At 72.7% G+C, this 22,272-nt stretch carries 19 protein-coding genes; 8 read left to right on the top strand and 11 right to left on the bottom strand.

Going from position 1 to position 22,272, the window contains the following annotated elements; genetic code table 11:
- Together VK611_14680 and VK611_14685 are read right to left on the bottom strand one after the other, a co-directional pair.
- Window positions 1-7,578: amino acid adenylation domain-containing protein (locus tag VK611_14680; GenBank protein HMG42578.1), on the bottom strand; the 7,578-nt coding region annotated here is incomplete at its 3' end.
- Window positions 7,575-8,657: an iron-siderophore ABC transporter substrate-binding protein gene (locus tag VK611_14685; GenBank protein ID HMG42579.1), complete on the bottom strand. Its 1,083-nt coding sequence runs from the start codon at window positions 8,655-8,657 to the stop codon at window positions 7,575-7,577. The genes VK611_14685 and VK611_14680, both read right to left, overlap by 4 nt.
- An 85-nt stretch (window positions 8,658-8,742) precedes the next feature.
- Here VK611_14685 and VK611_14690 point away from each other — a divergent pair, with 85 nt between their 5' ends.
- The gene (locus VK611_14690) at window positions 8,743-9,351 is read left to right on the top strand and encodes a YdeI/OmpD-associated family protein (protein HMG42580.1); all 609 of its coding nucleotides are present in this window, start codon (window positions 8,743-8,745) and stop codon (window positions 9,349-9,351) included.
- Here the strand turns inward: VK611_14690 and VK611_14695 are convergent.
- The 6 genes from VK611_14695 to VK611_14720 form a co-directional block, all read right to left on the bottom strand.
- Complete coding sequence (locus VK611_14695) at window positions 9,326-10,324, bottom strand: ABC transporter substrate-binding protein (protein ID HMG42581.1); 999 nt, start codon at window positions 10,322-10,324, stop codon at window positions 9,326-9,328. The genes VK611_14690 and VK611_14695 overlap by 26 nt on opposite strands.
- A 65-nt stretch (window positions 10,325-10,389) precedes the next feature.
- A complete protein-coding gene (locus VK611_14700; protein ID HMG42582.1) occupies window positions 10,390-11,223 on the bottom strand; it encodes an SAM-dependent methyltransferase in 834 nt (277 codons plus the stop codon).
- 131 nt (window positions 11,224-11,354) lie between these two features.
- Entirely contained in the window at window positions 11,355-12,146 is a 792-nt protein-coding gene (locus tag VK611_14705) for an ABC transporter ATP-binding protein (protein HMG42583.1), read from the bottom strand.
- A complete protein-coding gene (locus VK611_14710) occupies window positions 12,143-12,988 on the bottom strand; it encodes an ABC transporter permease (GenBank protein HMG42584.1) in 846 nt (281 codons plus the stop codon). The genes VK611_14705 and VK611_14710 overlap by 4 nt, the downstream gene beginning before the upstream one ends.
- On the bottom strand, window positions 12,946-13,704 hold the full coding sequence (locus tag VK611_14715) for an ABC transporter permease (protein HMG42585.1): 759 nt from the start codon (window positions 13,702-13,704) through the stop codon (window positions 12,946-12,948). Before VK611_14715 ends, VK611_14710 begins: the two co-directional genes overlap by 43 nt.
- A gap of 91 nt (window positions 13,705-13,795) precedes the next feature.
- Window positions 13,796-14,335 carry a hypothetical protein gene (locus VK611_14720; protein HMG42586.1) on the bottom strand — a complete coding sequence of 180 codons (540 nt, stop codon included), beginning with the start codon at window positions 14,333-14,335 and terminating at the stop codon, window positions 13,796-13,798.
- Window positions 14,336-14,472: 137 nt separating this feature from the next.
- Here VK611_14720 and VK611_14725 point away from each other — a divergent pair, with 137 nt between their 5' ends.
- The 4 genes from VK611_14725 to VK611_14740 all read left to right on the top strand — a co-directional run bounded on the left by VK611_14725 (window position 14,473) and on the right by VK611_14740 (window position 17,954).
- Window positions 14,473-15,048 carry an anthrone oxygenase family protein gene (locus VK611_14725; protein HMG42587.1) on the top strand — a complete coding sequence of 192 codons (576 nt, stop codon included), beginning with the start codon at window positions 14,473-14,475 and terminating at the stop codon, window positions 15,046-15,048.
- A 103-nt stretch (window positions 15,049-15,151) separates the two neighbouring features.
- Window positions 15,152-16,174 (top strand): hypothetical protein, encoded by a 1,023-nt coding sequence (locus VK611_14730; protein HMG42588.1) that lies wholly within the window; start codon window positions 15,152-15,154, stop codon window positions 16,172-16,174.
- The gene (locus tag VK611_14735) at window positions 16,171-17,352 is read left to right on the top strand and encodes a histidine kinase (GenBank protein ID HMG42589.1); all 1,182 of its coding nucleotides are present in this window, start codon (window positions 16,171-16,173) and stop codon (window positions 17,350-17,352) included. Before VK611_14730 ends, VK611_14735 begins: the two co-directional genes overlap by 4 nt.
- Window positions 17,349-17,954: a response regulator transcription factor gene (locus VK611_14740; GenBank protein HMG42590.1), complete on the top strand. Its 606-nt coding sequence runs from the start codon at window positions 17,349-17,351 to the stop codon at window positions 17,952-17,954. The genes VK611_14735 and VK611_14740 overlap by 4 nt, the downstream gene beginning before the upstream one ends.
- A 35-nt stretch (window positions 17,955-17,989) precedes the next feature.
- Here VK611_14740 and VK611_14745 read toward each other — a convergent pair whose 3' ends face one another.
- The gene (locus tag VK611_14745; GenBank protein ID HMG42591.1) at window positions 17,990-19,621 is read right to left on the bottom strand and encodes an alkaline phosphatase D family protein; all 1,632 of its coding nucleotides are present in this window, start codon (window positions 19,619-19,621) and stop codon (window positions 17,990-17,992) included.
- Window positions 19,622-19,688: 67 nt separating this feature from the next.
- Window positions 19,689-19,913, bottom strand: coding sequence for a hypothetical protein (locus VK611_14750; GenBank protein ID HMG42592.1), 225 nt, complete (start codon window positions 19,911-19,913; stop codon window positions 19,689-19,691).
- A 259-nt stretch (window positions 19,914-20,172) separates the two neighbouring features.
- Here VK611_14750 and VK611_14755 point away from each other — a divergent pair, with 259 nt between their 5' ends.
- From VK611_14755 to VK611_14765, 3 genes are all read left to right on the top strand, one after another.
- Window positions 20,173-21,042, top strand: coding sequence for a helix-turn-helix transcriptional regulator (locus VK611_14755; GenBank protein ID HMG42593.1), 870 nt, complete (start codon window positions 20,173-20,175; stop codon window positions 21,040-21,042).
- Between the two features lie 10 nt (window positions 21,043-21,052).
- The gene (locus VK611_14760; GenBank protein ID HMG42594.1) at window positions 21,053-21,247 is read left to right on the top strand and encodes a DUF397 domain-containing protein; all 195 of its coding nucleotides are present in this window, start codon (window positions 21,053-21,055) and stop codon (window positions 21,245-21,247) included.
- 138 nt (window positions 21,248-21,385) lie between these two features.
- Complete coding sequence (locus VK611_14765) at window positions 21,386-21,598, top strand: DUF397 domain-containing protein (GenBank protein ID HMG42595.1); 213 nt, start codon at window positions 21,386-21,388, stop codon at window positions 21,596-21,598.
- A 19-nt stretch (window positions 21,599-21,617) separates the two neighbouring features.
- Here VK611_14765 and VK611_14770 read toward each other — a convergent pair whose 3' ends face one another.
- Window positions 21,618-22,247 (bottom strand): hypothetical protein, encoded by a 630-nt coding sequence (locus VK611_14770; protein HMG42596.1) that lies wholly within the window; start codon window positions 22,245-22,247, stop codon window positions 21,618-21,620.
- Between the last annotated feature and the right edge of the window lie 25 nt (window positions 22,248-22,272).

Raw genomic sequence — 22,272 nt, forward strand, 5'->3', positions numbered from 1 at the left:
GTCGCCCATGAACGCGGCCCGCAGCGTGGGGGTGCGCCGGAGCAGCGTGGCGAACGCGGCGCGGAGGCGGTCGAGGTCGACCGCCCGGCCGAGGTCGAAGTGGTCGGTGACCGTGTAGACGTCGAGCGCCGCGGCGTCGAACGTGGCGTGGAAGAACAGGCCCTCCTGCAGCGGCGACAGCGGCCAGATGTCGTCGACCGGCGGCTCGAAGCTGCCCTCCACGAGGTCGACCGCGGCCTGGTCGAGGTCGACCAGCGGCAGGTCGGACGGGGTCAGCCCACCGGCGCCGGCCGCGGCCTCGGCCGCCAGCTCCGCCAGGGCGGCGACGCATCCACCGGCGAGCGCCTGCAGATCGCCGGAGCCGGTCACGCGGCACCGCAGTGTCTCGCACTGGGCGACGAGCTGGAGCGCCAGGTCAGCCGGGGCCGCGTCGGCCAGGAGCACAGCCGTCTGGGGGTTGGCGTGGCGCAGCAGGCCGTGGCCCACGCCGTCGGTGGCGGCCCGCTGCTCCTTGCAGTGCTTCAGGGCGGCGATGCCCGCGACGCCCGGACCAGGATCGAGCCGCACCGGGTACGTCGTGGTGAGCCGACCGACAGTGCCGGCGGGGCGGACGCCACCCACCGACGACCGGCCGGGGCACTCGACGTCGACGACCAGCGTCCCTTCGGTTCCGACGGCAGCGTGCAGCGCGGCGAGGACCACGTCCTCCGCGGTTGCCCGCACCGCCTGGGCGACCAAGGCGACGTCCGCCGCCGGCAGCTCGACATCGACGGAGTGCCGCTCCCCAGAGGCGCGCTCGCCCGCGGTGACGGCCGTCCAGTGGGGCAGCTCGGCCAGCCGGGCCGGCGACTGGGCCTCATCGGCGAGGTGGAGGGCCCAGCGGCGCAGCGGCGTTGCGACGGGCTCGAGGTGGCCACCGGACCAGGCGACGGCCAGGTCACGCCGGATGATCTCCCACGAAGCGGCATCGACCGCCAGGGCATGGGCGACCAGCAGCAGGGAGCCCGGACGGAACCAGACGGCCTGCAGGGCGGCCCCGGTGCCGAGGTCGACCCGACCCTCGGCCGCCTCCGTCTCGGCTTCCACCACCGCCTGCCGCGCCACGTCGCCGAGGGCGGCCACGTCGACCCGCCGCAGCACGTCGACCTGACCGGGAGCGACGACCTCCAACGACCACGGCAACAGGGTGGGGGTGGTGCGCCGGAGGCGGAGGGCATCGTGGCGCTCGACGAGTACCTGCAGGGCACCGGTCATCTGCTCGGAAGTGACGTCGATGGGGACGTCGACGAGCAGGGTGCTGCAGCCGTCGCCGAGACCTGGGACGAACGACGGGGGCAGCGGGATGGGCCCCGTCGGAGCGACGGCCTCGACCGGGGCGGTGGTCGAAGGTGCGAGCTGGGCGGCCAGGCCCGCGGGCGTGGGGTGGGCGAAGACGTCGCGGGGCGTGAGGGCCAGGCCGCGACGCCGAGCCCGGCCCGTCAACGTGATCGAGCTGATGCTGTCGCCGCCGAGGGCGAAGAAGTCGTCGTCGGGGCCGACCCCGGCGAGCCCCAGCACCTCGCCGTAGAGGCCGCACAGCTGGGCCACGACATCGCTCGCCACCTCGACGACGCCGGCCGACCGACCCACCTCGGGTGCCGGCAGCGCCCGGCGGTCGACCTTGCCGTTGGGGGTCAACGGCAGCGCGTCGAGCACGACCACCGCCGACGGCACCATCGCCGCCGGGAGCTCCGCCGCCAGCCGGGACCGCACGTCGTAGGGCTCGACCGCGGCCCCCGCCTCCGGCACCACGTAGGCGACCAGGCGGGCCGCAATGCCGTCGTCGTGGCGGGCCACGGCCACCGACCGGGCCACGCCGGGGGCCGCCACCAGCGCCGCCTCCACCTCGCCCAGCTCGATGCGGTTGCCCCGCAGCTTCACCTGGTGGTCGGTGCGACCCAGGTAGTCCAGCGCACCGTCGGGCCGCCACCGCACCAGATCGCCGGTGCGGTAGATCCGCTCACCGGCCGTTCCGAACGGGTCGGCGACGAAGCGCTCGGCGGTGAGGTCGAACCGGCCCAGGTACCCACGGGCCAACTGCACGCCGGTGAGGTACAGCTCGCCGGGCACGCCCACCGGCACCGGGCGCAGCTGGTGGTCGAGCACCCGGACGCCCGTGTTCCACACCGGCCGGCCGATCGGCACCACGGCTGCGCCCGCCTCGCAGGGCCACCACGTGACGTCGACCGCGGCTTCCGTGGGGCCGTAGAGGTTGTGCAGCGGCACGTCGGTGACGTCGAGCCAACGCCGGGCAGTCGCGGGCGGCAACGCCTCGCCACTGCACACCAACCCCCGCAAGGACGCCACCCACGCCAGGTCTTCGAGCACGGACTCGTCGCGCAGGAACGCGTCGAGCATCGACGGCACGAAGTGCAGGAACGACACGCTCCGCTCGAACACCAGGCGAGCGAGGTAGGCCGGGTCTCGATGGCCGTCGGGAGCGGCGAGCACCACGGTGGCGCCCACGCACAAGGGCCAGAACAGCTCCCACACGGAGACGTCGAAGCCGACCGGGGTCTTCTGCAGCACCCGGTCGCCGGGTCTCAACCGGAAGGTGGCCTGCATCCAGTCCAACCGGTTGACGATCGACCGGTGCGACACGGCCACGCCCTTGGGCCCGCCCGTGGAGCCCGACGTGAAGATCAGGTACGCCGTGTTGTCAGCCATGGGACCAGCTAACTCACGGGGTGTGACAGTGAAGGCACCCCCAGCGCGAGAAGCCTCAAGAAGATCGGGCGTCATCGCGACGACCGCGCCGGCATCGGCGCACATCCGTTCCCGGCGACCAGGCGGCAGGTCGGGGTCGAGCGGGAGGTAGGCGGCACCCGTCTCCAGCACGCCGACCAGCGCCACCAGCAGGTCGAGGCTGCGGGGCAGATCGACCGCCACCACCGTCTCGGGCCCGACACCCTGCGCCGCCAACCACGACGCCAACGCACCCGCACGGCTCGCCAGCTCGTCGTAGGTCAGCGACTCGCCCTCGCAGATCACCGCCACTGCGTCCGGCGTCGCCGCCATCGAGGCCCGCAGCCGGCTCACCAGGGTGCCCGGCTCGACCGGGTGCCCGGTGGCGCTCCACGTCTCCAGCACCAACCGGCGCTCCTCGGCGTCGAGCACCGACAGACCCCGCACCAGGCCCGTCGGATCGGCGACGATCGCCTCCACCAGCCGCACGAGCCAGCCACCCAACCGCTCGGCGCTCAGACCGCCGGGCAGGTCGACCGTGCGGTCGAGGCGCAGCCGGAGCCGCCCGTCCCCCGGCACCGCCACCAGCGACAACGGGTAGTGGGTGCCGTCCTGCACCGCCACGTCGTCGATCACGAGGCCCGGCGCCGCCGACCGCACCGCGGCCGGATCCAGCGGTGCGTTCTCGAACACCACCAGCGTGTCGAACAGGTCGCCAAGCCCGGCGACCCGCTGCAGCGCGGCGAGGCTCACGTGGTGGTGGTCGAGCAGCTCGACCTGCCAGTCCTGCAGCCGCACCAGCACATCGCCGACCGCCTCGTCGGCCCGCCACCGCACCCGGGTGGGGACGGTGTTGACGAACAGCCCGACCATCGACTCGACACCGTCGACCTCGGGCGACCGGCCCGACACCGTGGCGCCGAAGACGACGTCGTCGCGCCCCGTGAGCAGGCCCAACAGCAGGCCCCAGGCACCCTGCAGCAAGGTGCTCGGGGTGATGCCGAGCCGGCGGGCGGTCGCCGTCAACGCCGCGGTCACGTCGGCCGACAGCTCCACGTCGGCCCGGTCGACCCGATCGAGCCGCCGGCCCGCGCCCCCTCCGCCGGCGACGTGGGTGGGCTCCTCCAGCCCGGTGAGCGCCACCTGCCAAGCCGCCGACGCCGCGGCATCGTCGCGGCCCGCCAGCCAGCGCAGGTGGTCGCTCCAGGGCGCCACTGGCTCCAGCTCGGCGCCCGACGCCAGGCCCAGCAGGTCCCGCAGCAGCAGAGGGCCCGACCAGCCGTCGGCGAGGATGTGGTGGCAGGTCAGCGCCAGGCGATGCCGGTCACGACCCAGGCGCAGCAGCGCGACCCGCAGCAACGGCGGTGCGTCGAGAGCGAACGGCCGGTCGCGCTCGTCGGCCAGCAGCAACTCGGCCCGGCGCGCCTGCTCCGCGGGGTCGAGGCCCTCGAGGTCGACCTCGCGCCAGCTCGGCGCCACCGGAGGACCGACGACCTGCACCAGACGGCCGCTCGCCGTCTGCCGGAAGCCGGCCCGCAGGTTCGGATGGCGCTCCAGCAGGGCGGCCGCGGCCGACCGCAGGGCCACGGCGTCGAGGTTCCCCACCAGGTCGACCGTGTGCTGCACCACGTAGGCGTCGTCGGCATCCTCGGCCTCGGCGACCGCCGCCAGGAAGGCCAGACCCTCCTGCAGCGGTGTCAGCGGCAGGACCTCCTCCAGCCCCGGGACGGCCAGTGCCAGCTCCGCCGCCTCGGCCGGTTCGAGCACCAGCAAGGGGCCGTCGGGGACGGCCGCGGCACCGGAGCGATCCACCGCCACCCGGGCCAGGCCCGCGACCGTGCGCTCGGTGAACACCTGCCGGGCCGTGAGCGCCAGCCCGCTCCCCCGCGCCCGGCTGACCAGCTGGATCGCGGTGATGCTGTCGGCGCCCAACCCGAACAGGTCGTCGTCGATGCCCACCCACGGAAGGCCGAGCAGCTCCGCGGCCAGGCCCGCCAGCCGCGCCTCCCGCCCGGAGCGCGGCGCCCGGCCCCCGGTGCGGGCCACCAGGTCGGGAGCGGGCAGGGCGCGGCGGTCGAGCTTGCCGCTGGGGCCGCGGGGCAGGTCGTCGAGCACCACCACCGCGGCCGGCACCATGTGCTCCGGCAGCAGCAGGGCGACGTGGGCCCGCAGGTCGTCAGGGCCGGGCGGCGTCGCCGGGTCGCGGGCCACCACGTAGCCGACCAGCAGGCGCTCGCGCTGCACCACCGCCGCCCGGGCCACCCCCTCGTGCTGTCCCAGCACCGCCTCGACCTCGCCCGGCTCGACCCGGTAGCCACGCACCTTCAGCTGCTCGTCGGCCCGACCCACGAAGTCGAGGTCGCCGTCGCCCCGCCAGGCGACCAGGTCACCCGTGCGGTAGAGGCGGCCACCGGGCCCGAACGGGTCGGCGACGAAGCGCTCGGCGGTCAGGTCGGGACGTCCCAGGTAGCCGCGGGCCAGGCCGTCGCCGCCCACGTAGAGCTCGCCGACCACCCCCACCGGGCAGGGGGCCAGCGCGGCGTCGAGCACGTACGCCCGGGTGCCGGGATCGGGGCGACCCAAGGGCACGGCGCCACCCGCCCAGGCCGGGCCCGGCGACCACAGGGTGGAGTTCACGGTCGCCTCGGTCAGGCCGTAGCAGGCGACGACGTCGACCTCCTTCGCCCACCGCGCCACGACGGCCGCCGGCACCTGCTCCGACCCGGTGAGCAGGGTGACGCCCGGGGCCAGCTGGGCGTCGTCGCCGAGCGCCGCGAGCAGCGACGGCGGCAGTGCCAGGTGGGTGACAGCCTGCCGGCGGACGTGGTCGAGCAGCTCCGGCCCAGCGATCCGCAGCTCGGCGGGCGTCGTGACGAGCGCGGCGCCGGTGTGCAGGGCCATGACCAGCTCGAACACGGCCACGTCGAAGCCCGCGGAGGCGAACTGCAGGACCCGGCTGCCCGGGCCGACGCCGAAGCCCTCGACGGCCGTGGCGACCAGGCTGCCGAGCCCCTCGTGGGTCACGACCACGCCCTTGGGGCGCCCCGTCGAGCCCGACGTGAAGATCACGTAGGCGGTGTCGAGCAGCGTGGTGCCGGCGTCGTCGGGCCGGGTCGAGGGGGCGGCGTCGAGCTGCTCCGCCAGGGCCGCCAGCTCGTCGGCGGTGAGGACCAGGTCAGGCTGGGCGTCGACGAGGATCGTGGCCGTGCGCTCGGGCGGGTGGTCGACGTCGAGCGGCAGGTGGGCGGCGCCGGTCTTGTGGACGGCGAGGGTGGCGGCGATCGCGTCGACGGAGCGGGGTAGCGCCAGGCCGACCAGATCGCCCCGGCCGATCCCCCGCTCCCGCAGCACGTGGGCGAGCCGGTTCGCCTGCTCGTCCAGCTGGGCGTAGGTCACCTCGACGTCGCCGTCGACGACCGCCACGGCGTCCGGCGACCGGTCGACCTGGGCCTCGAACCCTCCGGCCAGCGTCCGAGCCGGCAGGGAAGGGGACGCACCCGCTCCCAGCTCGACGACCGCCGAGCGCTCACCCGGGCCGAGCAGGTCGAGCGCCGCCAGCGGACGGGCCGCCGCGACCGGATCGACCAGCGTCTCCAGCACCCGTAGCACCCGGTCGAGGTGGCCCTCCACCTCGTCGGACGTGTACCGGGCGGCGTTGGCCTCCACGTCGAACAGCAGCGGTGCCCCGTCGCCCCGGTCGTAGACGGCGAACGCCAGGTCGTCGACCGGGCCCGACCGCAGCGTGTGCGCCGTCACCCGGGCGCCCGCGAACCGCCAACCGTGGTCGAACGCCATGAAGTTCACCGACGGGCCGATCAGGCCCATGATCCCGCCGGGGATGCGCAGCTCGCGGCACAGGTCCTCGCTGCGGTGCCGCTGGCGCAGGGCCACCTTCTGCAGCTCCCGCCCGACGGTGGTCACCAGCTCGTCGCCGGTCACATCCGGCCGCACCGCCAGGCGCAGCGGCACGACGTTCGACAGCATCCCGGACAGCGCCCGCAGCTCCGGCCCGGCCCGACCCGTGACCGGCAGGCCCAGCACCAGGTCACGGGCACCGCTGACCCGATGCAGGTAGGCGGCGACCGCGGCGGTCACCAGGGCGGACGGGCGCCGGGCCGCCGACGACCCGGCCGCCCGCAGCCGAGCATCGAGGCCCGGGTCGACCTCCCGCAGGCAGCGGAACGTGGCCGGCGTGGGCGGGACGTCGCTGCGGGACAGCCGCACCGGGTCGGGGGCGTCGGCCAGGCGCGCCTGCCACCAGGTGGCGTCGCGGGACGACGCGGCTGAGCCGTGGTACTCGTGGTCGAGGCCCACCAGCCGCGCCAATGCTCCCGGCAGCACACGCTCGACCGGCGAACCCGCCATCAGCGCCGAGTACACCTCGGCCACCCGCCCCGCCACCAGGGCGCCCGACACCGCGTCGGCCACGATGTGGTGCCCGGCCCAGAACCACCAGGCCCGCCGGTCGCCGTCGCGGAACAGCGTGTGGGCGAACAGCGGCTCGCCCATCGCCAGGTCGAACCCCTGCGCCATCCGCTCGGCCGCCGCCGCAGCCACCAGCTCATCCGGCCGAGCCGACCCACCGACCGGCAGGTCGACCACGTCCAGCGACCACGGCATGTCGACGTCGAGCTCCTGCCGCACGACGCCGGCGTCGTCCTCCACGAAGCGGACCAGGCCCACCTCGGTGTCGCGCAGCACCCGTCGCAGCGCCGCCTCGAACACCACCGGGTCGACCGGGCCGTGGATCTCCAGCAGCTCGCCGATCGTGAACCGTCCGGGCTCGTCGGCCAGCTGCTCGGCCAACCACACGTTCTCCTGGGCCCGGGTGAGCGGGTAGCGCGGGTGGTTCATGCCCCGTTGCCGGCGACCGCGGTGGCGAGCTGGGGCACGAGCTCGTCGATCAGGAACGGCAGGCTCAGCACCGTCACGAACGACGTGGCACCTCCCAGCGGCGACAGGTTCTCGACGAACGCCTCGTGGCGTCCCGTGTGCACGTCGAGCTTCGAGTAGATCGGATCCTGGTCGAACTCGGGCACGTCGGTCTCGACCGCGTTGACGATCCAGACGATGGCGTCGACGTCGATCAGGTCGAGCCGCTCGTCGCTGAGGTCGGCGCTGAACTGGGAGCCGGCCAGGTCCGCGATCTCCGATGGCTGGGTGAAGCCGAGGTCGGCCAGGAAGCGGCCCCGGGGGTCGTCGGGGGTGAACACGGAGACGAGGTTGTTGTAGGGCGAGGCCACCACCCCCTCCTTGCCGGCGAACTCCGGGTGGGCGGCCCGGGCGTCGGCGAGCTTCTGCTCGACCCCCGCCACCAGGTCCTCCGCCTTCCCGGACTGGCCGAGCACCCGTCCGATGGTGAGGGTCTGCTCGTCCCACGGGATGCCGTAGTCGGGGAGGTCGTCGGGCTGGGCAACCGTGGGGGCGATCTCGCTGAGGAGGTCGTAGTTCTCCTGGGTGAGGCCGGCGTAGAGGGCGAGGATCACGTCGGGCTGCAGCTCGGCGATCTTCTCGAAGGCGATGGTGGCCGGGTCGCCGACGATCTCGGGCTCGGCGTCGCCCAGCGCGTCCTGGGCCCAGGGCCAGGTGGCATAGGGATGGTCGCCGAACCAGTCGGTGACGCCAACGGGCGCGACGCCGAGGGCCAGCACGGCGTCGTGGTCGGTGAGGCCGACCGTCACCACCCGTTCGGGCCGGGCCTCGACGGTGGTCTCGCCGAACTTGTGCTCGACGGTGACGGGGAAGGTCTCGCCGGTCGCCACCTCTCCCCCGCCGTCGGACGCACCCGACGCGTCCGACCCGTCCGCACCGGACGCAGTGGCGTCGTCGCCGGAGTCGCCCCCGCACGCCCCTGCCACCAGCACGAGCACTGCGAGCAGGCACCAACCGAACCGAGTTCTCGACACCGTCGCCCGCTCCTTCGCCCGTCGCATGCCGACACGATGTTAAGCAGACCTAATCTCTGTCGACAAGCTCTCTTGGCGGAAGCCCAGCCGGGAGGTCAGGCACACTGAGCCCATGGACGCGCTCGACGGGGTGGAGGTCACCGCCTTCCCGGACCCCGCGGCCTGGGAGTCCTGGCTCGCGGCGAACCACCAGCTGCAGGCCGGGGTCTGGCTGAAGCTGGCGAAGAAGAGCTCGGGCATCCCGTCGGTGACCGACGACGAGGTCGTCGACATCGGGCTCTGCTACGGCTGGGTGTCCGGGCAGCGCAAGGCTCTCGACGAGGGCTACTACCTGCAGAAGTACGTGCCGCGCCGACCGCGGAGCCTGTGGTCGCAGGTGAACGTCGACAAGGTCGAGAAGCTGCTCGCCGCGGGTCGCATGCGCGAGCCCGGGATGGCCGAGGTGCGCGCCGCGCAGGCCGACGGCCGGTGGGATGCGGCCTACGCCTCCCAGAAGGAAGCCACCGTCCCACCCGACGTGGTCACGGCGCTGGAGGAGAACGCCAAGGCCAGGGCCGTCTTCGACGCGCTCGACCGGACCGCGCAGTACCGCCTCTACCTACCGGTGCTGCAGGCGTTGAGCCCCAAGGCTCGGGTCGCCCGCCTCCAGAAGCTGATCGCCCAGCTGGAGGCGGGCGCGGCTCCGGCTACGTCCGCTACTCGGACTCCGGGGTCCAGATGAGGGCGTCGAGGTCGGGTTCCTCGGTGAGCACGTCATAGGTAAGGGCCATTTCGGCGAGGGCGGTGAGCTTGGCGCGGTCGACCTCGGCCGACCAGTCGTCGAGCGCCATCTCATCGAGCAGCTCGGGCGTGGTGTCCGTCTCGGCCAGGATGACCTCGCCCATCGCCTCCGTGTCGGAGGACGCCTCGATGGAGCGCACCAGCGCCCGGTGGAAGGCGTTGGCCAGCTCGGGGTTGTCCGCCAGCCACTCCTCGGAACCGAAGACCAGGCCCAGCGGCAGCCCCGGGAGCGCCTCGTAGTAGGGGTCGAGCAGGGTCACCAGGCCCGCCTGCTCGCCCAGGGTGACGAAGGGCTCGGGCTCGGAGGCAGCGTCGACCTGGCCGCTCTCCACGGCGGCGATCATGTCGGGGAACGGCACCTCCACGAACTCGACGTCGAGGGGGTCGATGCCGTTGGCGTCGAGGATCGCCTTGATCGTCACGTCGTCGATGCCGCTGAGGCCGTTGACCGCGACCGTCTTGCCGGCCAGGTCCTCGACGCTGTCGATGCCGCTATCGGCCTTCACGAGCAGGCCGTTGATGTGCGCGTCGGGCGTCGAGGCCCCGTTGGTGAGGTTGGAGACGACCTGGATCCCGACGTTGTTCTCGCGGGCCTGCAGGGTCGACACGTACTCGCCGATGGCGAACTGGTAGTCGTCGTTGAGCACGGCCGGCGTGAGCTCGGCACCGCCCCCGCCGATCTCCGTGGTGACCTCGAGGCCCTCCTCCTCGAAGTAGCCCTGCTCGATGCCGTACCAGAGGGGTGCGAGGCCGGAGAGCGGCAGGATGCCCACCTTGATCGGGGTGAGCTCCTCGGTACCGTCGTCGGTACCGCTGGCGTCGTCGCCGGTGTCCTCGTCGTCACCACAGGCGGCAGCGAAAAGGGCCGTTGCCAGGAGCAGGCCCAGAAGCGCCGTGGTCGGTTTCCTTGTCACGTGACTTCCTTGCAGGGTCGTGCGTCGAACGCGCTGTGGCTGTGCTGTCGTGCTGTCGGGTGCCGTCAGGGCTTACGTCCGACACCGCAGGGATGCCGGGTCTCGTACTCGGGGAGCGGTCCGTCGGGGTGCCAGTGGTCGACGAACACCAGCCCGGGGTCGACCAGCTCCGTGCCCTCGAAGAACTCGGCCAGCTCGGCACGGGTGCGGGGGAACAGGGTGAAGTCGGTTCCCGGGAACCCGTTCGTCACCTCGCCGAGGTTGGTCAGCTCGTCGTTCTCGCGGCCGATGTGCTCGAGCACCAGGTAGCTGCCCGAGGAGACCGCGTCGAGGTAGCGGCGGACCATCACCTTCGGGTTCTGCTCGTCGCGGAAGTGGTGGAGGACGCCGACGATCACGAGGGCGACCGGCTGGCTGAAGTCGAGCGTCTCGGCTGCCTGGCTCAGGATGCTCTGGTGGTCCTGGATGTCGCCGAAGATGAACGACGTCCGGCCCTCCGAGGTGCTCGCCCGCAGCGTGTGGGCGTGGGCGAGGACCACCGGGTCGTGGTCGACGTAGACGATGCGGCTGTCCGGCGCCGTCTCCTGGGCCACGGCGTGGACGTTGTCGGCGTTCGGGATGCCGGTGCCGAGGTCGAGGAACTGGCGGACGCCGGCCTCGCCGGCCAGGTAGCGCACGGCGCGGCCGAGGAAGTTGCGGTTGGCGCGCACGCGCTTGCGGGCCAGGTCGACGCCCCCCGCCGAGGCGTACATCTGGTGGATGGCCTCCCGGTCGACCTCGAAGTTGTCGACGCCTCCCAACAGGTAGTCGTAGGCACGCGCCGCCTGGGCGACGGACGTGTCGACGATCTGGTTGCCGTGTGGGGGCGACAGGGACTCAGGCTGTGGGTCGCTCGGCATCATGCACCTCCCTGTTCGTCTGACCGGCTCAGGTATACCCCGCGGGGGCGATCGACCGCTCGGTCAGGTGCCCACTCGTCTTCCCAGGGTCCGCACAATAGACCATGGCACGACTCCGGAAAGTACGCCGTTCAGCGGGGTTTTCGCGCCCGTTGCGCCTCCTCCCGGACCGATGCGAAGACCTGGCTCCGAAGCGCCGCGAACTCGGGTTTCACCCGGGTCTCGATCTGATCGCGCGGCCGGGGCAGGTCGACGTCGACGGTCTCCTTCACCCGGGCGGGCGACGCGGTGAGCACCACGATCCGGTCGGCCACGTAGGCCGCCTCGTCGATGTCGTGGGTGACGAACACCACGGTGAACCCGGTGCGCTCCCACACGTCGAGCAGCAGGTCCTGGAGCTCGGCCCGGGTCTGGGCGTCGACCGAGGCGAAGGGCTCGTCGAGGAGCAGGACCTCGGGCCGGTAGGCCAGTGCCCGGGCGATGGCGACCCGCTGCTGCATGCCGGCCGACAGCTGCCAGGGGTACCTGGGCCCCTGCCCGGCGAGGCCGACGTCGGCGAGGGCGTCGGCGGCCAGCCGGTCGCGCTCGGCGCGCGGCGTCCGGCGGGCCTTCAACGGCAGCACGACGTTGGCGTGCACCGTCATCCAGGGCAGCAGCGACCGGCTGTAGTCCTGGAACACCAGCGCCATCGAGGGAGGCGGGGCGACGACGACCCGGTCGTCGAGGCGGGTGGCCCCCGAGGTCGGGGCCATCAGGCCCGAGATGCAGCGCAGCAGCGTCGTCTTGCCACAGCCCGACGGGCCGACGATGCACAGCAGCTCGCCGGGCTGCACGGTCAGGGTCACGTCCTCGACCGCGATGGTGGCGTCCGGTCCGGTGCCGTACTCCTTGTGGAGGCGGTCGATCTCCAGGCTGCTGCTCATCGGAGGAGCCCCGGGGTCTCGGAGAGGCCTCCCGCCCGGGCGCCGCGGTGCCAGCGCATGACCCGGCTCTCCACGGCGACGAACAGCAGGTTCACCACCAGGCCGATCAGGCCGATCACGATCACCCCTGCGTAGGAGCTGGCGGTGTCGAAGCTGCGCTGGTCCGACCGGATCTGGAACCCGAGCCCGTTCGTGCCGCCCCGCATCTCGCTGACCACCATCAGCAGCAGCGCCACCGACAGCCCGATGCGCAGCCCGGCGGCGATCTTGGGCCCGGCCGCCGGGAGGATCACCCGGGTGATCCGCAGCCAGGGGCCGAGGCGGAAGCTGCGGGCGACGTCGAGCACCTGCTGGTCGACGCCCCGGACGCCGTCGACGGTGTTCAGCAGCACCGGCCACACCGACCCGAGGACGATCAGCGCCACCTTCGACCCGTCGCCGATGCCGAACAGCACCAGCGCGACGGGGAACAGGAGCGGCGACGGGATCGACCGGACAAACTCGGTGACGGGCTGGGTGGTGCGCCGCAGCCGGGGGGCGAGGCCGATCGCGGTCCCGGCCACGACCCCGGCCATCGCCGCGATCAGGTAGCCGAGCCCGAACCGGCGCAGGCTGGGCCACAGGTCGCTGCTCACCCGGCCGTGCAGCCAGTCGTCACGCAGGCTCTCGACGATGTCGGCCAGCGGTGGGAAGAGGTACGACGTGCTGTCACGGGACGTCCACCACCACAGCGTGACCAGGCCGACCGGCAGGACCAACTGCAGGGGCAGCCGACCGAGTGGGCCGAGCCGGGCGAGCGTCACAGCCCGCCCGCCGCCGTGCGCCGCTGGCTCGGGTGCCACCACAACCAGCGTCGCTCCACGGCCCCGAAGGCCAGGTTCACGACCAGGCCCAGCAGCCCGGTCACGACGATCCAGGCGTACGCCTCGTCGTAGGCGCCGCCGCTCTGGGCGACGAGCACCTCCCGTCCGACTCCGGGGACGCCGACGACGTACTCGCCGGTGACGACCAGGATCAGCGCCACCGACGCCGAGATCCGCAGGCCGGTGGCCAGGAAGGGGGCGCAGCTCGGCAGGGTGATGCGCCGCACCCGCTCGAGCCGTCCCAGGCCGTAGGCGCGGCCCATGTCCTGGGCGACCGGGTCGACGTCGGCGACGCCGTACATCACCTGGAACAGCAGCGGGAACGCCGCCGCGAGCGCGCCCAGCGCGATGGTCAGCGACGACTGCGTGCCGAAGGCCAGCACGAGCACCGGCACCAGCGCCACCGACGGGACCGGGCGCAGGAACTCCACCGTGAACCGGCACAGCCGCGCGGCGAGGCGGCTGGCGCCCATCAGCACCCCGAGGGGCACGGCGACCAGCGTCGCCACCACCATCGCCCACACCCAGGCTCCGAGCGTGTGGCCGACCGCGTCCCACAGCTCCTCCGTGCCCAGCAGGTCCCCGAGCGCAGCGGCCACCTCGGTGGTGGTCGGGAACGACGAGCGGGGCAGCAACCCGATCCGGGGCGCCACCTCGAAGAACCCCAGCACCACCCCGATCCCGAGCAACGGCAAGGCGACAGCCTCTACGGCATCCCTTCCCCGCAACCCGTGGTCTCGCACCCGACAGGAACATACAGGGTCATCCGACCCCATCCGTGATCCTCTACTGGCGGGGCAGGGAGAACGCGGACATCGCGGTGGCGTAGATGCTGAGGAAGCCCGTGGCGAACGACGCGAGGATCGACCAGGTGAGGTCCTCGCGGCTGGGGTGGAAGCCTCCGAGCAGCCAGGGAAGGGTCACGGTGACGAGCACGCCGAGCGAGCCCTGGACCTCGGTGAGGACCAGCGACGTGGCGCCGGTGAGCTTCGCCACGGGCCGGACGCGCCGCACGGTCTCGACGTTGGCGGCGACCAACACCACGCTCAGCGCCACGAGGAGCAGCCGGGGCCAGGCCGGCTCCAGCACGACCAGGGCCAGCGCGAGACCGATGGGGATGGCGTACAGCACCAGCACGATCCGGGTGCTGGCCCGGAAGTAGAGGTCGACCGCGTCGGTGTCCGCCGGGCGCTCCGGGTGACGGTCGCCCGCCTCCAGGTAGAAGAAGATGCCGACCAGGAACAGGCCGATGAGGCCGGCGGAGATCTCCGCCATCTGGAGCAGGAAGCCGTCGGACACGTCGCGCACGGTCCCAGGATCCGGCATCGAGAGGTCGGTCGGTAGAGACCGATGTCGTCAGTGCGCCGTGATGTTCGTCATCGTCAGCCGGTGACGTCGGCATCTACCGGCCGCGGCGATCCCGGCGCAGAGTCGACCTCGTCCCCACCCAGGAGGAGAGCCGAATGATCGTCGCCCCCAACCTCACCGCCCCCGCCCCCGACACCCGCTCGGTCGCCCCCACCGGCCCCCTCCCCCGAAGGACGGCGGGCCGGGTGCTCGGAGCGTCCCTGGTCGCCACCGGGCTGATGGCCGGGTTCTTCTACGCCTGGGCCGTCTCGGTGATGCTCGGCCTGGCCAAGACCGACGACCGCACGTTCGTGCTGTCGATGCAGCGGATCAACGAGGCGGTCCAGAACGCCGCGTTCCTGCCCGTCTTCTTCGGCGCCTTCGTGCTCCCGGCCGTCGCCGCGATGCTGCACCGGCGCCTGGGCCTGCGGGACGCCACACGGTGGATCGTGGCCGCAGTGGCCCTCTACGGCGTGGCGCTCGCCGTCACGTTCGGGATCAACATCCCGCTCAACGACCAGCTCGACCGGGCCGGCGACCCCGACCTGATCACGAACCTGGCGGCGGTCCGCAACGACTTCGAGGGCCCGTGGGTGGCCTGGAACGTGGTGCGCGCCCTGCTGTCGACGGCGGCGCTGGGATGCCTGGGTCGGGCCCTCGTGCTCCACGGCGGCTCGACGAGGCGCAGCTGAGCCGGTCGTCATGACGGTGGCGGTAGCGCTCACGCTCCCGGTGATCGAACCTGCACGGGGACGGCTCGTAGTCTCGGGCCGTCCCCGTCGGTCGTCTCGGGTGGTGATCAGGCTGAAGGATGTCGAGCGGTTCGGGGGCCTGCTGCGCTTCGCCACCCCCGGCGCCATGGCGTACGCCGCGGTCTTCCCCCTGGTCCAGGTGGGTCTCATCGCCGAGTCGTCGGCGTTCTGGCCGGGCGGTTACGCCGACGGGGCATGGGCGTTGCTGGCCACCGCCGCCTACCTCCCCCTGCACCTGCGTCACGTGGAGCACGCGGCCCGGGGGTCCCGCGCCCGCGGCGGTGCCTGGACCCTGGCGGCGCTCACGGTCGTGATCGTCGCCGCGCTCCCGCTGGGCGACCTCTGGCTGCCGACGTTCCACGTGGTCGCCGTCTCGGCCCTGCTGGTGCTGCGACCCCGCTGGTCGCTGGCGGTCGTGGCGGCGGTGGTGGCCGCGCAGGTGCCGTTGTCGCTGCTGCTCGACTCCTGGGTGGCGGCCGCTCCCTCGTACTACGCGGTGACCGTCGCCTGGCGTGCGGCCGCGGTGTTCGTGCCGATCTGGCTGGTGGGGGCAGTGCGACGCCTGGAGGCGACACGGCGGGCGCTGGCCGACGAGGCCGTGGTGCACGAGCGGCTGCGCCTCGACGGCGAGCTGCGGGAGACGCTCGGCGCCGCCCTGCGCTCGATCACGGCCCAGGGCGAGCGGGCCACGGTCCTCGTCGACGACGACACGACGCCGTGGGCCGGACCCGGGACCGGGCCGCTGGAGGCGGAGCTGGAGGCGCTCGTGGGCGGCGCCCGCCGGACCCTGGCCCAGGCCCGCCAGCTGGTCAACGGCTACCAGCGGGTGTCGCTGTCGGCCGAGCTCGACACCGCCGCCACCCTCCTGACCGCCGCCGGCATCGCCACACAGGTGGTGCTGCCACGCGACGGCGTCCCCGACACCGCGGACGAGGCGCTCCGGTCGCAGCTGCGGGCCGACATCTCCCGGCTGCTGCGGGCCGACACCACCGGGACGTGCGTCCTCGCCGTCACCCACCAGGCGGGACAGGTGCAGGTGGCGGTGCGGGCAGGAAGCGCGACATGAGCACCGCCGCCAGCAACCCGGCGGGGTTCCCGCGATGGACGGCGCGGCACGCGCCCGGGCTCCTGGTGGCCCTCCACCTGCCGTTCGTCGTCGCCCCGCCCGTCTACACGATCGCCCGCCACGAGAGCCTGGGGCTCGGCGGGAGCACGCTGATCGCCCTGGCCGCCGTGGCCCTGGGCGGGCTCCAGCTCCGGCACAGCCTGGCGGCAGCCCGCGGCGAGCGACCTCCCGTCTGGGCGGCGACGCTCCTGGCCGTGGCCCTGCTCGCCTACGTCCCGTCGTGGTGGTTCAGCTGGGACTGGGCCGACACCCAGTGGTTCGTGCTTGCGTCGGCCGCCATGCTGCTGCGCGGCCGGCTCGCCGTCGCCGTGGTAGCGGGCGTCGTGCTGGGCAACCTCGTCCTGTTCGCCCGGAGCTTCTGGGTGGCCGGCGCCTCGGAGGGCGAGACCGTCTTCTGGACGCTGTACTGGCTGGCCATCGTGGTGATGGGCGCGGTGGCGCTCTACGGGTCGGCGCGGCTGGTCCGGGTGGTGGAGGAGCTGTACGCCGCCCGTCTGGAGCTGGCGGAGATGGCGGTGGGTCGGGAGCGGCTGCGGGTGTCCCGCGACCTCCACGACCTGCTGGGCCAGAGCCTGTCGGCCGTGTCGCTCAAGGGCGACCTGGCCCTGCGGCTGCTGCCGTCGGACACCGAGGCTGCCCGGGCCGAGATCGTCGGCCTGACCGAGGTGGCCCGCGACGCGCTGCGGGGCGTGCGGGCCGTGACCCACGACCGGCACGAGGTGTCGCTGCGCCGCGAGATCGACGCGGCCACCGCGCTGCTGGCCGCGGCGGGCGTCGACACCCGGATCCGTCTCGATCTCCCCGAACCCGAACCCGGGCCTGACGCCGCGGTGGGCGACGTCCTCGGCTGGGCCGTGCGGGAGGGAACCACCAACCTGCTGCGGCACAGCGAGGCGCAGGCCTGCTGGCTGTCGGCGGAGCGCCGCGACGGGGTGGTGCGGCTGGAGATCGTCAACGACGGGGTCCGGGGACCGGCGGGCGGCGGGCCGGGCAGCGGTCTCGCCGGGCTGGCCGAACGCGCCCGGGCACTGTCGGGAACGGTGACCGGGGCACGCCTGCCGGACGGCCGGTTCCGGCTCGTCGTCGAGATCCCCGAGGCAGCAGAGGAGCACGCATGATCCGGGTCCTGATCGCCGAGGACATGCACCTCATCCGGGGTGCGCTGGTGGCGTTGCTCTCGCTCGAGGACGACATGGAGGTGGTCGCCGAGCTGGACCGGGGCGACGAGATCGTGGCCACGGCACTGCGCACCCGGCCCGACGTGGCCGTCCTCGACATCGACCTGCCGGGGCTCGACGGGCTGAGCGCCGCCGAGCAGCTCCACGAGCAGCTGCCCGAGTGCCGGGCCCTGGTGCTCACCGGGCTCGGCCAGCCGGGCAACCTGCTGCGGGCGCTGAAGGTGCACGTCCGGGGGTTCATCGTGAAGGACGCCCCGGCCGACACCCTGGCCGACGGGATCCGCCGGGTCGCTGCCGGCGAGCGGGTCATCGACCCGGACCTGGTGGCCGCGGCGCTGGAGACCGGGAGCACCCCGCTCACGGCCCGGGAGACCGACGTGCTGCGGGCGGCCGGCGACGGCATCACCACCGAGCAGATCGCCGCCCGGCTGGCCCTGTCGCCGGCCACCGTCCGCAACTACCTGTCCAACGCCATCACCAAGGTGGGCGCCCGCAACCGCATCGACGCCATCCGGATCGCCCACGACGCCGGCTGGCTCTGACCTCGCCCCGGCCGTCCGGCCCCCCGGTCGCCGGGTCAGTCCGCCGGGACGACGTGGTTGGTGCCGCGGGCGACGGTGAACCGGGCCCCGAGCGTCTCGTCGGCGGACGACTCCAGGTGCGGGACGAACCACTGCTCCAGCGTCGCCTCGGTGGTGGTGAGCCGCACCATGCCGTAGCCGTGGTCACGCCACTGCGCGTAGGCGAGCGAGGGGTTGGCGTCGAGGAGCGACTGCTCGAGGCCCTCGGTGGTCGCCTGGGCGTCGGGCAGCAGCGCTTCGAAGCGCTCACGGTCGTCGTCGGGCTCGCCCCCGTAGCGCTCGCCGTAGAGCCCGGCGGCGACGGTCTCGTCGCCTCCGCCCCGGCTGACGCTGTTGGCGAGGATCTCGACCGCCGCGCTGCCGGCCCCGGTGGCGGGGTCGTAGCCGGCGTTCTGGTCGGGCGGGAGGTCGGCGACGAAGGCGCCGTGGGCGTCGCCGGAGAGGAACACGCAGTCGTCGATCCCGTTGTCGACGAGGTACTGCAGCATCGACTCCTGGTCACCGGCCCGGTCGGTCCAGCCGCCGTAGCCGGCGCCGCCCAGGCCGACCCGGGCGATCGGGATGGGGTTGACCACGATGCGCCATGGTGCGTCCCGGTCGGCGGAGTCGAGCAGCCCGGACTCGAACCACGCCCGCTGCTCGGCGCCCAGGATCGTGGTGTCGTCGCTGCGGGTGCGCAGGTCGAGCACGAACAGGTCGACGTCGCCGTAGCGCAGCTGGCGGTGGTCGCGCATCACGTCGGCCGGCACGAGGTTGCCGTCGTCGGCGACCTCGGCGTCGGGTGGCCGGCACGGCGTCCACTCCCAGAACGCCTGGCGGGCCAGCTCCGGCTGGTCCTCCGTGTCACCGCCGACGTCGTGGTTGTCCCAGGCGATGGTGAGGGGGTGCGCCAGGTGGAGGGCGAGGAAGCTCGGGTCGGCGTAGTGGAGCGCGTAGCGGCGGCGCACCTCGTCGAGGTCGCGCCACGACCGGAAGTCGGGGTGCTCCGGCTCGAAGCGGTCGTCGCGGGCGCGGACCCACTCGGCGCTGTCGACGGTGTCGTAGACGTGGTCACCGCAGTGGACCACCAGGTCGACGTCGTCGCGCTCGGCGATGCGGTCGTAGGCGTTCCACCAGCCGGACCAGTACGACGAGCAGGACACCACGGCGATGCCGATCCCGTCGTCGAGGGGGCGAGCCGTCCGGGTGCGGCCGACCGGTGAGCTCCAGTCCTGGGCCGTGAACCCGTAGTGGTAGGTGGTGCCGGGCTCCAGGTCGCCGACGTCGACCTTCACCGTCCAGTCCCGGGAGGCGTCGGCGGCCACCGTGCCGTCCGCCACCACGTCGCGCAGCTCCCGGTCGCGGGCCATGCGCCAGCGGACCCGCACCGCCGACCGGGGCGGCTCGGGCAGCGTCAGGCGGGTCCAGATGACCACCCGGTCGGCCAGCGGATCGCCGCTGGCCACCCCGTGGCAGAACGGTGGACGGCTGTCGGGGGCCGTCGGGTAGTCCCAGTCGCTCGGGAGCACCGGCCGAGATCGCCGGGGCGGTTCCTTCTTGTCGGACCCGCTGCACCCGGCAGCGAGGCCCGCCAGGCCCAGCACCGCCGTCCCCTGCAGCAGCCGACGGCGCGGGATGGGCGGCGTCACGCGCCAGAGCATCGCACAGGCTCCCGAGCGCCGCCCGATGTGTCGAGCGTGTCGGCGATGTCCCAGGTCAGGGCGCCCACCAGCCGGCGATCGCCCCGATCGTCGCGATCGCGACCACGAGGAAGAAGATCCTGAGCGGGCGCCGGAAGACGACGAGCAGGATCGTCGCGACACCGGTGAGGATCGCGAGCATCGCGTCGACCAGCACCCAGCCGTCGGAGGTGTGGAACTCGCACGGGTTGAGGTCGTCGTGCGGACCGGGCCCGAAGACCCGGTCGTCGTGCGGCTTCATGGTCCGCACCGATCGCCAGATGTCTGACGAGGGTCACAGGTAGGAGCAATGGCCATCTCGACCTCCCCTGGAGGTTGGATGCACCGGGTGACCCTGGGCGCAAGCCGGTGGCCGCCCCGGTGCCTGCTTTTCAACGAGCGATTCCTTGCTGTGTCCGGTCTGTTTAACTTAAACCAACCGCTCTGATTAAGCAATGCATGATCATGCATCGAGCGGATGGTTGACGGCCACCAGATCGTTTAGCTAGAACAGCGCGCCGATGGCCACCCCCGAGAGCCCGACCGCTTCGCGCCGTTGGCTCGCCTCAGAACTACGGCGCCTGCGCGAGGCGCGAGGCCTGGCCCAGAAGGACGCTGCCAGGGAGTGCGGCTGGTCGGGAGCCCGGCTGAGCTACCTGGAGACCAGTCAGCGGCCGGTCACGGACGACGACCTCGACAAGCTGCTGCCGCTCTACGACCTGCCCGAGGCCGACCGCGAGCCGCTCTATGCCGCGGTCAGGAAGGCGCAGGAAGAGGGCTGGTGGGAGCGCTTCGAGCACCTCGTGGGCGCCTGGCTCCCGATCTACGTAGGCCTGGAGCAGGGAGCCGCGGCGATCCGCTCCTACGAGCCCTTGCTCGTCCCCGGGATCCTCCAGACCGAGGAGTACTGCCGAGCGATCATGAGCGGGGGGTTGCGCCGTCGCAGCCGACGCGAGATCGATCGGCTGGTCGAGCTGCGCACCACCCGCAAGGCCATCCTCACCCGTGAGGAGGAGCCCACGAAGCTCGACGCCGTGATCGACGAAGGCGTCCTGCTGCGCTCCCCCGTCGAACCCGGTGTGCTGGCCCCCCAGCTCGAGCACCTGGCCGAGATGGCGACGCTGCCCAACGTGACGGTCCGCGTCGTCCCGTTCGAACGCGGCGTCCACTCCTTCTCGACCGGGCCGTTCTCGATCCTCTCCTTCCCGCTGAATCGACCCGACCCCGTCGTCTACCTCGAACACATCGACGAGGGGCTGTGGCTCGAGGACTTCGATGCGATCGAGCGCTACGCGCTGGCCTTCGACGGCCTGGCCGACCTGGCGCTGGATCGCGAGGCGTCTCTCGCAACGATGCGAGAAACGGCAGAAAGGCATGCCCGCATTGACTAATTCCGTGCCCATGGATGCGCTCAGTTGGCGCAAGTCGACCTACAGCGCCGCGGGCCAGTGTGTCGAGATGGCCGAGCTCCCGGGCGGGGACATCGCCATCAGGAACAGCAAGCACCCCTCGTCGGGCATGACGATCTTCACCCGTGGTGAGATCGACGCGTTCCTCCAGGGTGCCAAGGCCGGGGAGTTCGACGACATGGCCTGACCCGACGACAGCGAGGTACCCCCGGAGGGTTTCCGGGGGTACCTCGCGGGTTCGACAAGATCATGTCGACGTGGTGGCCTGTTTATTCGAGAAACCTCTCGCAACGGTGCGAGCACTAGCGGAAAGGCTCTCACCTCCATGACTGGTTCAGTGACCCCGGAAGCGCTCCACTGGCGGAAGTCGACCTTCAGTGCCGCGGGCAACTGCGTCGAGATCGCGGCGCTGCCCGACGGTGGCTTCGCGATGAGGAACAGCAGCGACCCGCAGCTGGCGATCACGATGTTCACCCGCGACGAGATGGACGCCTTCTTCAAAGGCGTCAAAGCCGGGGAGTTCGACGACCTCGTGTGAGCGGCCTTGCCGCGCTCCCCTAGTCCGTGGGCAGGGTGACGCTGGTGGGGGGCTGGGTCGTGGTGCTGGGCGACGTGGTGGTCGAGGGCTGGGTCGTGGTGGTCGTCGGCGGCGCGGTCGTGGTGGTCGAGGGTTGCGTGGTCGAGGTCGTGGGCGGGGTCGTCGTGCTGAGTGACGGTGCGGTGGTGGAGGCCGGGCCAGTCACCGCCGGGGACTCGTCGACCGTCGTGGACGGCAGGGTGCTGACGGTCGTCGTGGTCGTGGGCGAGTCGTCGTCCTCGTCGTCGTCGTCGCTGGTCAGCAGGTAGACGGCGAACACCAGCAGGGCGACGATCGCGACGACCAGCGCGGCGATCAGCGCCCGGCGCCGGACGCGGTGGGCCTTCTCGGCGCGCTCGAGCTCCTCGGCCTCCGGGGTCGCGAGGCCGTCGTCGACCACGGGAGGCCCGCCGAACACCGTCGTCGGCCCCACAGGGACGTTCGTCTCCGCCGTGGTGATGTCGTCGAGCGGTTGCGTCACCTCGCCCCCGGTGTCGGAACCGGTGTCGGAACCGGCGTCGGGTTCGGGGTCGGGTTCGGGGTCGGGGCCGATCTCCGGCCGGGGCTGCGTCGCATCGGGATCGTCGTCGCCCGGAGGTGGGGAGGTCATGTCGTCGATTCTCCCGCGGAAGAAT

It is taken from the genome of Acidimicrobiales bacterium (assembly GCA_035316325.1).
Taxonomy (GTDB): domain Bacteria; phylum Actinomycetota; class Acidimicrobiia; order Acidimicrobiales; family VFJN01; genus DASXTK01.

Excerpts from the sequence above, each read along its gene's own strand:
- VK611_14685 (HMG42579.1), bottom strand. The coding sequence starts at position 8,657 with ATGCGACGGGCGAAGGAGCGGGCGACGGTGTCGAGAACTCGGTTCGGT.
- VK611_14690 (HMG42580.1), top strand. The coding sequence starts at position 8,743 with ATGGACGCGCTCGACGGGGTGGAGGTCACCGCCTTCCCGGACCCCGCG.
- VK611_14700 (HMG42582.1), bottom strand. The coding sequence starts at position 11,223 with ATGCCGAGCGACCCACAGCCTGAGTCCCTGTCGCCCCCACACGGCAAC.
- VK611_14705 (HMG42583.1), bottom strand. The coding sequence starts at position 12,146 with ATGAGCAGCAGCCTGGAGATCGACCGCCTCCACAAGGAGTACGGCACC.
- VK611_14720 (HMG42586.1), bottom strand. The coding sequence starts at position 14,335 with ATGCCGGATCCTGGGACCGTGCGCGACGTGTCCGACGGCTTCCTGCTC.
- VK611_14725 (HMG42587.1), top strand. The coding sequence starts at position 14,473 with ATGATCGTCGCCCCCAACCTCACCGCCCCCGCCCCCGACACCCGCTCG.
- VK611_14735 (HMG42589.1), top strand. The coding sequence starts at position 16,171 with ATGAGCACCGCCGCCAGCAACCCGGCGGGGTTCCCGCGATGGACGGCG.
- VK611_14740 (HMG42590.1), top strand. The coding sequence starts at position 17,349 with ATGATCCGGGTCCTGATCGCCGAGGACATGCACCTCATCCGGGGTGCG.
- VK611_14750 (HMG42592.1), bottom strand. The coding sequence starts at position 19,913 with ATGAAGCCGCACGACGACCGGGTCTTCGGGCCCGGTCCGCACGACGAC.
- VK611_14755 (HMG42593.1), top strand. The coding sequence starts at position 20,173 with ATGGCCACCCCCGAGAGCCCGACCGCTTCGCGCCGTTGGCTCGCCTCA.
- VK611_14760 (HMG42594.1), top strand. The coding sequence starts at position 21,053 with ATGGATGCGCTCAGTTGGCGCAAGTCGACCTACAGCGCCGCGGGCCAG.
- VK611_14765 (HMG42595.1), top strand. The coding sequence starts at position 21,386 with ATGACTGGTTCAGTGACCCCGGAAGCGCTCCACTGGCGGAAGTCGACC.
- VK611_14770 (HMG42596.1), bottom strand. The coding sequence starts at position 22,247 with ATGACCTCCCCACCTCCGGGCGACGACGATCCCGATGCGACGCAGCCC.